The organism is Pedobacter sp. SL55 (assembly GCF_026625705.1).
GTDB lineage: Bacteria > Bacteroidota > Bacteroidia > Sphingobacteriales > Sphingobacteriaceae > Pedobacter.
In genome coordinates this window covers 2,809,234-2,823,205 of the sequence record NZ_CP113059.1, presented here as the reverse complement: position 1 = coordinate 2,823,205, position 13,972 = coordinate 2,809,234, and the positions used below count along the sequence as shown (strand labels likewise).

Below are 13,972 nucleotides of genomic sequence, written 5' to 3'. Positions count from 1 at the left end.
TTGATTGTGATATTTTTTCATTGGCAAATCATGATGGCTTTATTTCGCTTAGCTTATTGTTTTACAGTTAAATAAACTTTGTAAGTTTTTCTCACCTTTCGGTTCCCAGATACCATCGTCCATTCCTTTGGCTTAGAGAGATCCGAAAAATCTACCTTACCCACAATTTTTGGATCTAGCACCGCATCAATTACCAAACTGAATTGAGGGTAAAGGTTTTTTAGATCTGTACCGTACAGCACCTCTACATTAATAGTTTGTGCCGTGGTATCTATAGTTGCTGCTTTGGTTCTTACCGTCTGAAAATCGGCGCCCAACAACTCAAATGCACTTACATAACAATCTGACCTATTTGTGATCAATAGCCCGTCATCATCCATTGGATAATCTTTTTTACAAGCAGCCACTACAAACAGCAACAGTATTAATTGAAATATGAATATTTTTTTCATGTCTTATTTTTTATAGATTATCTCCAAGGTTTGTTTTGGGTAAGATTGCTGTTTCTTACTCTTTCTGCTTCAGGTATCTGATAAATATAGCAACGTTGGTAAACTAACTCATCCGCATTAAAGAAAAAGCGCTCCCAATTGTTGCCCCAACTATCTTGAAACCATTTACCAGCACCATAAGGCGCTCCAAAAACGGTCTCTAGTTTTCTCCATCTTCTCAAATCAAAAGCCCTTTGACCCTCGCCAAATAACTCTACAATTCTTTCTTGCTCTATAGCGTCAAAAAAAGCTGTTGCATTGGCAGTTTTACTTGCCGCCAAAGCTGGTAATTTACCTCTTGCTCTTACTCTGTTTACTAAAGCAATAGCCGCTGGCTGTGGCCCGTTTACCTCGTTGGTGGCTTCGGCATACATCAAGAAAACATCAGCCAAACGCATTAATGGCCAATTGTAATCGCCAGAACTTCTGTTTTGACCACCGTAGTTACGTACAAACTTTCTTGATTGCAAACCCGAAAGGTTGGTTGTATTATCATTAAAAGCAGGATAGGTTACGCCATCTATAGTGATGTTACCGCTCCAAGTTTTATAGCGAAATGCTACGAAACCAGTAGTTTCTGTAGTGCCAATACCCATAATTTTTTCATTATCCCACAATAAAGTAGCTTTCATTCTATAATCTCTATCCTTGTAAGAATCTGGATTAACCGAAGAGTTAGGGGTTGTTCTTGCTGCCGGATTAGTTGATGGGTTTAGCTGGGTCATTTTAGGCAAAAAATCACCTGTAATGGTAGACTGATACCTATCTGCCAATTCCCATCTAGGTATAGCCTGATTTTGAGACAGCCCCACAGAAACCCCAGTCCAAACCCTCATATATTCTTCACTTTGTCCAGTCGCATTACCTCCGTGAGTAAGCACCATTAACATTTCGCCATCGGCATTTGGATTACCCGTAGAAGGGATAAACATATAGTAGTAATTTGGCAATACATCGGCCTTGCCCATTTCGCCCCATTCGCCTGGCGCACCACCTCTAAACAGGTTTAGGCCAAACTCTGTGATTACACGGTTAAAATCAGCAGCGGCACCTTCAAATGCGGTTCTAGCTTCGGCAGCAGATTGCTGAAAGCCTTCCAATTCTGGCCAGCCATGCTTTTTCCACGAACCCCAAAACAATTGCAACTTACCTCTAAAAGCTAAAGCAGCAGGTTTAGCAGCTCTTCCAATAGCAGCTGCCCTGTTTGGCAACTTTTCTGCCGCATAGGTAAAATCTGCATAAATAGAATCCTTAACTTTTGTGATTGATGACCTAGAAATGGTATCAACCTCAATTGGCGCATTAACGATCTTATAGATATAAGGCACATCTCCCCACAAAGAAATTAAGCGGAAATAAGCTATACCTCTCAATAAACGAGCTTCGCCAATAATTGCTTCCAAATTTTGCCTTGATGCTGTTGTTACCGCATTAGGCAACAATTTGGCCCTAATATTTTCTATTACATAATTAGAAGTGTTGATAGAACCATACAACTCTCTGTACAGTGTTGCAGCTCCATTGCCATAAGCGCTTGGGCTGTTTACCGTCATACTGATTGGCGCCGCCCCAGTGTTATACATCTTGAGAAAATCTCCATGTCCATCGAAATGATAATCTCTATCAAAACATGGCCTAAACTCGTTGTAATTACCCATCAAGCCAGTTACGGCATCTGCCTCTGTAAGCCAAAAAGTATTGCTATTGGGAGAAACCGTGGCATTTTGATTTAATAAATCTTTCCGACAGCTACTCATAAAAGCAACCGATAAAATGGAAAGAGCTATATATATAAATTTCTTATTCATGCGATTATTCATTAAAAGTCAAAGTTTAAACCAAACACAAACGTTTTTGTAATCGGATACGAATCATTGGCATAAGTGCTCTTTTCTGGATCTAGGCCTTTAAAGCCGGTAAATGTTAACAAGTTATCAGCCGAAACGAAACCTCTTATTTTCTTTACACCAATTTTTTGAATGAGGTTATTTTTAAACGTATAACCCAACTGCACGTTTTTTAACCTTAGGTATGATAAATCTTGCAACCAAAAAAATACTTACATAATTATTGGTACTTGTGGAGCCCAATCCGCTAGGCAACAGCCTAGGATACTCGGCACCTCTATTATCTAAGTTCCAGGTTTGATTCAACTGTTCATCGGTAACCGCTTGTGCAGATGTACCTAGGAACGAACTGTTTACCCTATTCATCCAAAACTCTTTTCTACCATAAGATCCTTGCAATAAAATGGCCATATCAAAACCTTTCCAAGAAGCTGAACCCCTTAAAGCATAGTTAGAGGTAGGGCGACCTAACTGATAGTTAGGATAAGCTTTTCTATCATTGGCATCAATTCTACCATCGCCATTTAAATCCTTAATTAAGATATCTCCAGGCGCTGCACCTTGTGGCGTTGCTTTATAAACATCTTCCCAAGTTTGTGCAATCCCCATCGATTCGAAAGCATAAACGAAATTATAAGGCATGTTTACAAACAAGGAACCTCTTTGTAAAGTCTCACTCCAAGACAATAAAGTATTTCTGTTGGTAGAATAGTTTAAGTTAACCATGTACCTGAAATCGCCTTTTTTATCATTCCATGTTAAATTGGCTTCGAAACCTTGGTTAAGCATATCCCCAATATTTCTTCTGGGAGCGATATAAACGCCCAGTAGGTGTGTAGATAAATCAGATGACCTGTTCATGCCTATCGTTTTTCTATCATAATAATCTAACTCTACCAAGAGCTTATTATTTAGCATAGACACATCAAAACCTACGTTAAAGATGTTTGTTTTTTCCCAAGTAAGAGCGTAATTGATAAATTTCTTATTGGTTAAACCAACCACCGCCGCACCATCTATAAAATAATGACCAGCTGTAAGTAATTCTTGTTGCTCATATCTTCCAACTCCAGAGTTGTTACCCAAGCTACCATAAGAAACCCTAAATTTGGCCGAGTTAATTTTAATTTTTTCAAAGAATGGTTTAATAAATTCTTCTTCTGATAAACGCCATCCAAACGCTCCAGCTGGGAAGTAGCCATACTGGTCTCCGGGTAAAAATTTAGAAGAACCATCAGCCCTGAACGTACCTTCCAAAATGTACCTGTCTTTAAAAGTGTAACCCAAACGTCCAATGTATGACCTCAAGCCTTCCATTTCTGAACTACCTCCGGTGGTTTGAACATCATTTAAGGCCCCATCTATTTCAAAAATATTTGGATTTAAACGCGTACCCCTACTAGCGGCAAGATATCTATCCTTCCAAAACTCTTCACTGTAAATTACTTTTGCCGAAAACACATGTGATTTACCGAAAGTTTTATCATAACCCAAACTGGCATTAAGCTGCGTTTTAAAATTTTCGCGGTCTGTATTGTAGATAGGTTCGTTATTACCTACGTAAATTCTAGGCCCCCAGGCATCTGTTTGAAAATTATAGGCCTGTGTAGGCATATCAGCCCTCCAATCGAACCTGTTGTTATAGCTCAGTGCATAGTTCACGTTTGCGGTTAGCCCAGAAACTGGCTTCCACTCTAAATATCCGTTTAAATTAGCCTGCTTTTGGTCCATATTGTTTCTGTTTCTAACCATATAATCTGCATACATGTTCGAAGCTTGAGAACTTTCATTGTAGGCCATTGCGCCTCCATAATAGCCCGTAACTGGATCATAAGGCAAGATACCTGCGGGTGCAGAAAAAAGATCTAGACCACTAGCACCATTTGCTGTCATGCCCTCGGTGTAGTTATACTTAAAAGCAGACCAGTTGCCAGCAAACCTAATACCCGAAGTTAGTTTTTCAACAATCTTGGTATCCATATTGAACGCCAAATTGTAACGCTTAAAGTTATTTTCTATTTGTATGCCTCGCTCATCTAAAGCACCTACCGATAAATAGTAATTGCTATTCTCGCTACCACCATTAACGGAAATATTATAATTCTGTGCTAAACCATCTCTCAAAACTACATCCCACCAATTGGTACTTGGATATCTTTTAGGATCAATCATACTCAAAGCCAACCATTGATCTATGGTTCCATTTTTAAAATTAAATGCGTTAGGCAAAGTATTAGCCGATTGCGCAACCTGTGTGGCCGTTAGTGCTTTTGCGTAATTATTTACAAAATTTACATTAGCCGTTGGACTAACTAACGATAAGCTGTTATTAAAGCTAATACTTGGCTTTGTGTTACGTTTACCAGATTTTGTAGTGATCAATATCACACCATTTGCCGCTCTAGATCCATAAACTGCGGCGGCAGAAGCATCTTTAAGTACCGAAACACTTTCAATATCGTTTACGTTTACCCTATTCATATTTACATCGGGCATACCATCTACTATCACTAAGGGCCCGGCGTTGTTTACCGTTCCCAACCCCCTAATTAAAAGCTCTGCTGCATTATTACCTACCATACCCGAACTTTGGGTAACCGCTAAACCTGGCAGCAAGCCTTGCAAAGCCGAAGATGCATTGGAAAGCCCTCTACTACTTATGGTTTCGTCAAATTTGGCCGAAGCAACTGCACCAACAATATTTGCCTTTTTCTGCGCACCATAACCTACCACCACCACTTCGTTAAGCTTACTCAGCTCAGCTTTCATTACCACCGAAGCAGCTTCTTTGGGGCTTAGCGTTATCGCAGAAAATCCAATCAGCCTAAACTGAATTTGATCAGTTTCAGCTGCTTTAATCTGGAATTTACCATCGCCGTCCGTGACTGCTACAATCGAGGTGTTCAAATTACGCACCTCAACTCCTGGCAAAGGCAGTCCTTGTTCGTCTTTCACAAAACCGACGACAGTTTTTTGCAACAAGACTTTTGGAGCTACATACGTAATATCAGTAAACAAAACATGTTCACTTTCGTAAGAATAAGTCCGACCAATATCGCTGGCATAATTAAAACCAGGATAACTAGCACAAAGCAACAAGAAATACCGAGACTTCAGCATTTTCCCCGCCCTTAGAAATTTACACCTCATAGTACTTTAGGTTAATATAGTTTGTTAGGTTGTTTCTTAGTATAAATTGTATACATTATAGAGCAACAATTGAATACTTTTAGATGAAATTAGAAATGATTTTTTAAAAAACAAAATTTTATAGAAAAAAAATAATCCAAACTAAACTTAAATTGTATACAATTTTAATCTTTTTTTGTATATATTATTATTTGTAACTAACTTTAATTCGCAGAACAATTAGGCGACAAAACAATGAAACAACTGTTTATAATATATATTATGCTTGCTATCTTCTCGTGCAAACGAAAAGAAGAACATACTTTAAATACTGTAGCGCTAGCAAATTCAAAGCTTGCACTTTCGTTATTAGCAGATAGCTTAGAGGTACCTTGGGATCTTCAGTACGATAAAACCAACAATTACATTATTTTTTCAGAAATTAAAGGAAGTATAAAAAAAATAGACCTGAGCAATAACAGTGTTCAGTTAATCAAAACCATTCCTAATGTTTTTCAACAGCGCACTACTGGTTTGCTTGGAATGGCAATTTACCAACCACGGGAGGACGAACAATATTTATTTGTTTCTTACACCACCAAAACCGATGATAAAATCTATTCTAATTTATACAGATATAAATACAAGAATGGCTCGATAGAAAACCCGAAGCTGCTCTTACAGATACCAGGAAACACCGGACATAATGGTGCTAGAATAATTATTGGCAACGATGGCAAAATTTACTGGGCAACAGGCGATGCAGCAATAGACGCAAATGCACAAGATGTAACTAGGTTAAATGGCAAAATTCTTCGTATCAATATAGACGGAAGTATCCCAAAAGACAATCCTATGCCTAATAGTTATGTGTATGCCTGGGGCTTTAGAAATATGCAAGGTTTAACGCTTGGCGCAAACGGATTGATCTACACTTCGGAGCATGGCGATGCCGTGGAAGACGAAGTTAACCTAATACAACCATTGCATAACTATGGCTGGCCATTAATAGAAGGCAAAAATGCTCCAAAAAAGGAAACGGACAGTATGAAAGCTGTGTCATTTACTGCACCAATTCAATCTTGGACACCAGTAATTGCGCCAGCCGGCATTGCTTATTATGGCAACACCAAAATACCAGAATGGAGAAACAGCCTGATTTTAACTACACTAAAAAGCCAATCATTGCGTATTCTAAAACTTTCTGAAGATGGACAAAAAGTAATTGAAGAATATACTTTGTTCAAAAACTTATTGGGCAGATTACGTTCTGTACTGGTTTTGCCAAATGGCGACGTTTACTTTTGTTCTAGCAATAGAGACTGGAATCCTCAAAAAGGCTTTCCAAAAAAAGACGACGATAAAATCTTTAGACTAAGCTTAACCGATAAAGCCGCAGGTACTATTTTGCAAGCAGTTAAAACTGAGACAGCAGTAGCTACAGCCGAAGTTTCGGGAAAAATACTTTACGAGATCTTATTGCGCTTCTTGCCATAAAGCAGATGGAAAAGGAGTTATTGGCACTTTCCCTCCTCTAGAAAAATCGGCCACAGTAAATGGCGATATAAAAACTTTAGTCCAAATCATTTCTAAGGGATTAAAAAACAAAAGCATTGCTGGCGTAAAGTACGATGCACCAATGCCAGCTTTTTCATTTTTAAAAGACGAAGAGGCTACTGCCATTATCAACTATGTTAGAACCAATTTTAAGAACCAAGCTTCTACCATAACCATAAACCAATTTAAACAAACTAAATAAACCATGGAAACCACTAGCAAAAGCAATAGCTTTTTAAGAAAAACCCTCTCCATTCTTGGGCCGGGCATTATTACGGCAGCACTAATTTTTGGTCCGAGTAAAATGACCATTACCTCAAAAATGGGTGCAGATTACGGCTTTAGCTTACTCTGGATCATTGTGGTGGCTATATTTTTTATGTCAATTTATGCCAATATGTCTTCGAGAATTGGCATGGCCGCAGACGAGAGCTTGTTAACCTTAATTAGAAAAAAGTATGGCAAAACCTCTTCTTTGTTTATTGGCGTTGGCATTTTTCTGGTTGCTACCTCGTTTCAAGCTGGTAATGCAACTGGTGTATCTCTATCTATTTCGGAAGCGACTGGCACAGATCCAAAAATTTGGATTATAGTTTTCAATTTAATAGGCATTTCGCTGCTTTTTTTTCGTTCGTTCTATCTCATTTTCGAGAAACTGATGCTAGCACTAATTATCTTGATGCTATTTGCATTTCTCACTACGGTGGTCATGTCTCCCCCATCTATTAGCAATTTGGGTCAAGGTATAATACCCAGTTTTCCAGAAGGATCTTTAGGTTTGATTATAGCATTTACAGCCTCTTGTTTCTCTATTGTTGGCGCATTTTATCAGAGTTATTTGGTACAAACCAGAAAAAAATTATCAACCAACCATACGTCAAAAGAAACACTCATGGGAAGCCAAGTTGGCATCATTATATTAGGAATAATGAGTGCTGCCGTTCTTATTTGTGCGGCCAACACGCTTTATCCCCAACATATCAAAGTAAATTCGGCTTCAGAAATGGGTAAAGCATTAGAGCCTCTGCTAGGTTCAAGCTCAAAGGCATTGTTTTTCATAGGCCTTTTTGGAGCTTCTTTTTCTTCTTTAATTGGTAATGCAGTTTTAGGCGGCTCTTTACTTGGCGATACTTTTCAATACGGCAACAACCTTAACCATAAAATGGTTAAAATGTTCATTTCGTTAGTAATGATATTCGGAGGGCTTATTGCCTTAATATTTGGAAAACTGCCCCTGGAGCTCATTGTATTTGCCCAAAGCATTACCATTTTTCTAGTACCCTTTATTGGCGTAGCCATATTCATGATTGCTAACGATAGAAAGATCATGAAAGAACACGTAAACAAACCTATAACCAAAGTTTGGGGTGCATTAGGCCTACTCCTACTAATTGGATTAGCCATCAGCAACCTTATCACCCCTACTAAAATAATCAACACATGAAACTGAATTTAAAAGAATTTGAAACGCAACTCTTAGCGCCCTCAGCTGCATTAATTGAAGACATCAAAAAAATAGATGGCGATATAATGTTTTTGGGCATCGGCGGAAAAATGGGACCTAGTATGGCTATTTTAACCATTAGAGCTTTAAAAGCTGCCGGAATTGAGAAAAATGTAATTGGTGTATCTAGGTTTTCTTCTGGAGCATTAAAGGAGGAGCTAGAAAACGAAGGCATCCAAACCATTTCCTGCGATTTACTGAACGAAGAAGATTTGAAGAAACTTCCGCAAGTGCCTAATATCATTTACCTAGCGGGACATAAATTTGGAACTAAAGGTAACGAAGATTTCACCTGGGCAATGAATGCTTATCTTCCTGGCCTAGTTTCATCGCATTTCAAAAATTCTAAAATTGTTGCTTTCTCTTCTGGAAATGTATTGCCATTTGTAAGCCTCAAAGAAGGCGGTGTATCTGAGGAGCAATCTCCAGAACCCATTGGCGAATATGCGCAATCTTGTGTGGGTAGGGAAAGGATTTTCGAATACTTTTCTAAAAAGAACAATACCCCGATGTTAATTTACAGGCTAAATTATGCTGTTGATTTTAGATATGGCGTATTGATAGAGATTGCCAAAGCTGTAAATACCGGAAAGCCTGTAGACCTTACCACACAAAACGTTAACGTAATTTGGCAGGGCGATGCCAACGAAATCGCCATAAGGTCTTTACTACACTGTAGTAGTCCTGCTAAAATTTTAAATGTTACCGGGCCAGAAATTTTATCTACCAAATGGATAGCAGAACAGTTTGGTTTGCTGTTGAATAAAACACCGCAGTTTACTGGATCAGGTGCCGATACCGCTTTGTTAAACAACGCATCAGAATGTCATCGATTATTTGGCTACCCTAGAACTACCATTAGAGAAGCTATTGAACATACCGCCAACTGGATTTTAAACGGCGGCGAACTTTGGAATAAAGACACTCATTTCCAAGAGAGAGGAGGAAAATTTTAATGAACAAATTATCAAAAGAGCTAAAAGCACACCTAATGCAGGGTACGGTAATACCCGCACATCCTTTAGCCCTAAACGAAGACAGAACCTTAGACGAAGCTCATCAACGTTTATTGACACAATATTACATGAGCTCGGGTGCTGGTGGCATTGCTATAGCCGTGCACTCTACTCAGTTTGAAATTAGAAATCCTGAGGTAAATTTATTTGAAAAAGTAATTGAATTAGCCAGTGAGGAAATTGCGAAAGCGAAATTAGACAGGCCTTTCCTTAAAGTTTGCGGCATTTGCGGACCAACAACACAAGCGGTTAACGAAGCTAAATTAGCGGTTAAACATGGTTACCACATGGGCTTGCTAAGTATGGGCGGACTACAAGCTTGGACAGAAGAAGACATTTTAGAACGTGTGCGCCAAGTAGCTCAGATTATCCCAGTTTTTGGTTTTTATTTACAACCATCTGTAGGTGGCAGAATTTTTTCTTATGATTTTTGGGCGAATTTTGTAGAAATTGAGAATGTGGAAGCAATCAAATGTGCTTCTTTCAACAGATACCAAACCTTAGATGTAATGCGTGCTTTAGCTAACTCTAGCAGAAGAGATGAAGTAGCCATGTACACAGGCAATGATGACAACATTGTGAACGATTTGCTAACCACCTACCGCTTCCCTACCCCACAAGGGCAGACAGAAATCAATTTCAGAGGTGGGCTTTTAGGCCATTGGGCAGTATGGACACAGAAAGCAGTAGAACTGTTAGAGAAAATTAAACAGCACAAACTTAATCCCACTGCAGCAGTAGCTGATGAATTATTGAGCCACAACATTGCAGTAACCGATAGTAATGCCGCTTTATTTGATCCTTCGCATGATTTTCATGGTTGCATTTCTGGCATTCACGAGGTATTACGCCGACAAGGATTGATGAAAGGAATTTGGTGCATCAGTGATAAAGAAACACTTTCGCCAGGACAAAGCGAAGAGATAGACCGTATCTATAGAGATTACCCACAACTAAATGACGATGAGTTTGTAAAAACGTTCTTGAAAGAAAAGTCTAACTAAAACCTAATTTGCTAGCAAACACACCACCTAAACACTAACAAAATGAACAGAAGAAATCTTTTAAAAACTTTAACGCTAAGCTTAGGAGCTACTGTGATCACTTCAGACCTTTTAGCAAAGGTTGATAAGAACACCTATCGCTATAAAATTAAGGACAACCCACTGCACAAGCCTATTAAAAAAGCAGTTACCGCAATTACCTTGGGTGCCGGAAACAGAGGGATGGTGTATGGTACTTATGCAGAGAATTTCCCTAATGATATGAAAATAGTTGGCGTGGCCGAACCAATTGCTTTCAGAAACGACAGGTATGCCAAAATCCATTCTATCCCACAAGAAAACAGGTTTAACACTTGGGAAGATGTTTTCAAACGTCCCAAATTTGCCGATGCCATAGTAATTTCTACGCCAGATAACCTGCACTACGAACCCTGCATGAAAGCATTAGAGCTTGGTTACGATATCCTTTTAGAAAAACCTATTGCGCCTACAGAAAAAGAATGCAGGGATATATTGGCTTTAGCTAAAAAGAAAAATAGAATTGTAGCGGTTTGCCACGTATTAAGATATGCTCCATATTTCATCAAAATGAAAGAATTGATAGAAAAAGGCGCTATTGGAGAAGTGGTAAGTGTACAGCATTTCGAACCAATTGAGCATATCCACATGTCGCACTCATACGTTCGTGGAAATTGGCACAATTCTAAAGAAACTACGCCTATCATCCTGGCTAAATCTTGCCACGATTTAGACATCATTAAATGGGTAATTAACAAGCCAAGCAAAAAAATAGTTGCCATGGGCGATTTAAAATGGTTTCGTAAAGAAAATGCACCTGCAAACAGTAGCGACAGATGCGTAACTTGTAACGTAGAACGCGATTGTGCTTATTCTGCTGTTAAAGAATATGCAGATAGACAAACCCACTTCTTATCTGTTTTAGATGTACCAGATAACATTCCAAACCGCAGAGAATACATCCTCGAAAAACTAAAAACCAGCAATTATGGACGTTGCGTTTACCGTATGGATAACGATCAGCCAGATCATTATGTAACAAGTATACAGTTTGGAGATAGTGTAACGGCAAGTTTCTCTATGGAAGCCTTTACCTCTTATCATGGCAGACGTACCAGAATTATGGGCTCTATGGGAGATTTGGTTGGCGATATGAAAGAATTGGTACACAACGATTTTAGAACCAGAAAAGAAACCAAGTTTATACCAGAAGCACAAGATGTAAAAGGCTACGAAGATCATGGTCATGGTGGCGGAGATTGGCTACTTACCAGAGATTTTGTAAATGCGGTAAGCCAACAAGATCCTAAACTTTTAACTTCTACTATAGATGATTCTATTGAAAGCCACCTAATGGGCTTTATGGCCGAAAAGAGCCGTAAAAAAGGCAAAATAATGGACATAAAGGTTTAATACATTTAATGCAAAAGAAAAGAGGATGATTGTTACAGTCATCCTCTTTTCTTTTGCATAGCTTAACGCTAGCTAATTACATTTTAATCCTTATTTAAAAGAATACCTTTTGTAAACATCAATGTCTTCTGTTTTGCCAAAGGTTGGATTTTGACTATGTAAAACCATTTTCGCTTCTACAGCTACATCGTCCAAATCGAAGCCTTGGATAGTTCTTCCCAACAGGAATGAAACGGTATAATCAGTCCAATCTCTACCTTGCTGGCCGGCAATTGAAGCTGCTTTTTCTATATAATCCCATACTTCGGCTTCTGTTAAATACCCACACCAAAAGCACCACTTAGCTAAAGAAACAGCACGGCAAATATCCCAACCGTAAGCAGAGGTAGTTTGCTCTACAACAGCAAGTTCAACACCTAACTCTTTGGCAATTTTCTTTTGAATTTTAACGATATCTGAAGACGGTTGGTTTAAAAGTGGCTGAAACTCCGTACTTCGTCTAAGTGCCAACAAATTATCTAAAGTTTCTCTAGCATCTTGCGAGCTAGAAATTTCCCATTGGTTTTTTAACCCATAGGTATACTGATCAATGCCTTGCTCTGGTACAAATCCTAAAATCTTTTCCATACGATGATAGAATAAGATCGCTCCAAAAGTTAACAAACGTTTTTGTTGCTCTTTTAACGGATTTCCAGAATGATTACGATTAAAATCTTCCAATTGTTTTTGCTTCCTTTTCTTCATCATGTTCTGCAAAACAACCGTGTAAATGATAAATAAGACGGCTACCCCTCCAATAATGAAATAGATGTTTGAGTTCATATTCTTTTAGTTTTTATAAATAGGTGTAAAAATTTATTAAAATAACTTTATATAGATGAAAATGTAGTTAGATATTCAAATTATCGGTTATAATTAGGTTTTTCTAATAATACTGGGTTTGGATTAGCAAGCACCCATTTTGTAGCCAATTCGCACAAAAAATTTAGCTCATCAACTTCGCCATCTCCATTTTTGCGGATATACTTCACTATTTCTTCTGCATTAGCCAACTCATCAGCACTTAGCGCATTACCAGATGAATAATATACTAAAAGTGAATCTAACATCTTTTTAAAATTGGCATCCCAATTACCACCACCATTTCTATAAATTTCATCTCTAACTTTTCCGGCAATACGCACCGCTTCACCTTGAACCGTTTTGGCGCTGCCTTTAGATGGCACAAGCAATTCCCATAACTGTTCATACTGTTCTTGCCAAATTTTACCGCTAACCAAAATAGGCGAAACTCCATCATGCATAATTCGCCTTTTCACTGGCACCACATCAAAAATTTCATACAGATGGTTTAAAGCTTCGTCTGTTTCTTTCAAATAATCTTTGTTAAAATTCTCCCGATGAAACTCAAAATCTTCGCCCTTTCGAGTAACGGTATCTTTCATTTTTTGCGTTATCGTACCATCTACTTCTAGCAACAGCTTCAAAACTCCTACTAAATTTGGCAAGTCTATATTACTAGCACGACTTAAAGCTCTTTCTAGTGGTGTTTGTTTAGAGTTATCTAAAGCTTTAACATCAGCGCCATGCTCCATCAACAATTTTATTGCTGTTAAATTAAAACCGCTACCTGCTGCGAAATGTAATGGTGTATCGCCGTAAGTATCTAAAGCATGTACGTTTGCGCCAAGCTCTAAAAACACACTGATATCTCCACCTCTTATACTACAATGCTGGTGCAATGCCGTACGATTATAAGTATCTACCGCTTCCAAATCTGCACCTTGCGCTACCAACCAACGTACCAATTCATTCGGAATGCGATAAAAACTTAACGCTGTTGTTTTTCCGTAACCACCTCTAGCATCTAGTTCGCAGGTATCAAACACGCTTTTCAAAGCTGCTATATCTTTGAGATCTATAAGGTCTCCAAAATCTTTTGGAAGTGTTTTCTTTTTCTTTGCCATTTTTATTGGCTTATCGGAGATTATCT

Annotated in this window: 12 protein-coding genes; 6 read left to right on the top strand and 6 right to left on the bottom strand. The window is 38.4% G+C overall.

Annotation, left to right across the window (positions count from 1 at the left end):
- Positions 1-53: 53 nt before the first annotated feature.
- Genes OVA16_RS12695 through OVA16_RS12680 form a run of 4 tightly spaced genes read right to left on the bottom strand, consistent with a single transcriptional unit; the run spans position 54 to position 5,458 of the window.
- Positions 54-452 carry a hypothetical protein gene (locus OVA16_RS12695; RefSeq protein ID WP_267759929.1) on the bottom strand — a complete coding sequence of 133 codons (399 nt, stop codon included), beginning with the start codon at positions 450-452 and terminating at the stop codon, positions 54-56.
- 17 nt (positions 453-469) lie between these two features.
- Positions 470-2,299, bottom strand: a complete 1,830-nt coding sequence (locus OVA16_RS12690; protein WP_267759927.1) for a RagB/SusD family nutrient uptake outer membrane protein — start codon at positions 2,297-2,299, stop codon at positions 470-472.
- An 11-nt stretch (positions 2,300-2,310) separates the two neighbouring features.
- On the bottom strand, positions 2,311-2,499 hold the full coding sequence (locus OVA16_RS12685) for a hypothetical protein (RefSeq protein ID WP_267759925.1): 189 nt from the start codon (positions 2,497-2,499) through the stop codon (positions 2,311-2,313).
- Complete coding sequence (locus OVA16_RS12680) at positions 2,483-5,458, bottom strand: SusC/RagA family TonB-linked outer membrane protein (RefSeq protein WP_267759923.1); 2,976 nt, start codon at positions 5,456-5,458, stop codon at positions 2,483-2,485. The genes OVA16_RS12685 and OVA16_RS12680 overlap by 17 nt, the downstream gene beginning before the upstream one ends.
- 264 nt (positions 5,459-5,722) lie before the next feature.
- Between OVA16_RS12680 and OVA16_RS12675 the strand changes: the two genes are divergently transcribed.
- From OVA16_RS12675 to OVA16_RS12650, 6 genes are read left to right on the top strand one after another with little or no spacing between them, the layout of a single operon-like run.
- Positions 5,723-6,964 (top strand): PQQ-dependent sugar dehydrogenase, encoded by a 1,242-nt coding sequence (locus OVA16_RS12675; RefSeq protein ID WP_267759921.1) that lies wholly within the window; start codon positions 5,723-5,725, stop codon positions 6,962-6,964.
- A 19-nt stretch (positions 6,965-6,983) separates the two neighbouring features.
- Positions 6,984-7,226, top strand: coding sequence for a c-type cytochrome (locus OVA16_RS12670; protein ID WP_267765391.1), 243 nt, complete (start codon positions 6,984-6,986; stop codon positions 7,224-7,226).
- A gap of 3 nt (positions 7,227-7,229) precedes the next feature.
- Positions 7,230-8,468: an Nramp family divalent metal transporter gene (locus OVA16_RS12665; protein WP_267759919.1), complete on the top strand. Its 1,239-nt coding sequence runs from the start codon at positions 7,230-7,232 to the stop codon at positions 8,466-8,468.
- A complete protein-coding gene (locus tag OVA16_RS12660; protein WP_267759917.1) occupies positions 8,465-9,484 on the top strand; it encodes an NAD-dependent epimerase/dehydratase family protein in 1,020 nt (339 codons plus the stop codon). Before OVA16_RS12665 ends, OVA16_RS12660 begins: the two co-directional genes overlap by 4 nt.
- Positions 9,484-10,548 (top strand): dihydrodipicolinate synthase family protein, encoded by a 1,065-nt coding sequence (locus tag OVA16_RS12655; RefSeq protein WP_267759915.1) that lies wholly within the window; start codon positions 9,484-9,486, stop codon positions 10,546-10,548. Before OVA16_RS12660 ends, OVA16_RS12655 begins: the two co-directional genes overlap by 1 nt.
- A 42-nt stretch (positions 10,549-10,590) precedes the next feature.
- On the top strand, positions 10,591-11,979 hold the full coding sequence (locus OVA16_RS12650) for a Gfo/Idh/MocA family protein (RefSeq protein ID WP_267759913.1): 1,389 nt from the start codon (positions 10,591-10,593) through the stop codon (positions 11,977-11,979).
- A gap of 90 nt (positions 11,980-12,069) precedes the next feature.
- On the opposite strand, the gene OVA16_RS12645 is transcribed toward OVA16_RS12650, so the two are convergent.
- Positions 12,070-12,801, bottom strand: coding sequence for a DUF1266 domain-containing protein (locus tag OVA16_RS12645; protein ID WP_267759910.1), 732 nt, complete (start codon positions 12,799-12,801; stop codon positions 12,070-12,072).
- An 80-nt stretch (positions 12,802-12,881) separates the two neighbouring features.
- Positions 12,882-13,946, bottom strand: a complete 1,065-nt coding sequence (locus OVA16_RS12640) for an ankyrin repeat domain-containing protein (RefSeq protein ID WP_267759908.1) — start codon at positions 13,944-13,946, stop codon at positions 12,882-12,884.
- Positions 13,947-13,972 lie beyond the last annotated feature (26 nt).

What these genes read in the sequence shown, in the direction of transcription:
- OVA16_RS12695 (WP_267759929.1), bottom strand. Translation starts at nt 452, where the DNA reads ATGAAAAAAATATTCATATTTCAATTAATACTGTTGCTGTTTGTAGTG.
- OVA16_RS12690 (WP_267759927.1), bottom strand. Translation starts at nt 2,299, where the DNA reads ATGAATAAGAAATTTATATATATAGCTCTTTCCATTTTATCGGTTGCT.
- OVA16_RS12680 (WP_267759923.1), bottom strand. Translation starts at nt 5,458, where the DNA reads ATGCTGAAGTCTCGGTATTTCTTGTTGCTTTGTGCTAGTTATCCTGGT.
- OVA16_RS12675 (WP_267759921.1), top strand. Translation starts at nt 5,723, where the DNA reads ATGAAACAACTGTTTATAATATATATTATGCTTGCTATCTTCTCGTGC.
- OVA16_RS12665 (WP_267759919.1), top strand. Translation starts at nt 7,230, where the DNA reads ATGGAAACCACTAGCAAAAGCAATAGCTTTTTAAGAAAAACCCTCTCC.
- OVA16_RS12660 (WP_267759917.1), top strand. Translation starts at nt 8,465, where the DNA reads ATGAAACTGAATTTAAAAGAATTTGAAACGCAACTCTTAGCGCCCTCA.
- OVA16_RS12655 (WP_267759915.1), top strand. Translation starts at nt 9,484, where the DNA reads ATGAACAAATTATCAAAAGAGCTAAAAGCACACCTAATGCAGGGTACG.
- OVA16_RS12650 (WP_267759913.1), top strand. Translation starts at nt 10,591, where the DNA reads ATGAACAGAAGAAATCTTTTAAAAACTTTAACGCTAAGCTTAGGAGCT.
- OVA16_RS12645 (WP_267759910.1), bottom strand. Translation starts at nt 12,801, where the DNA reads ATGAACTCAAACATCTATTTCATTATTGGAGGGGTAGCCGTCTTATTT.
- OVA16_RS12640 (WP_267759908.1), bottom strand. Translation starts at nt 13,946, where the DNA reads ATGGCAAAGAAAAAGAAAACACTTCCAAAAGATTTTGGAGACCTTATA.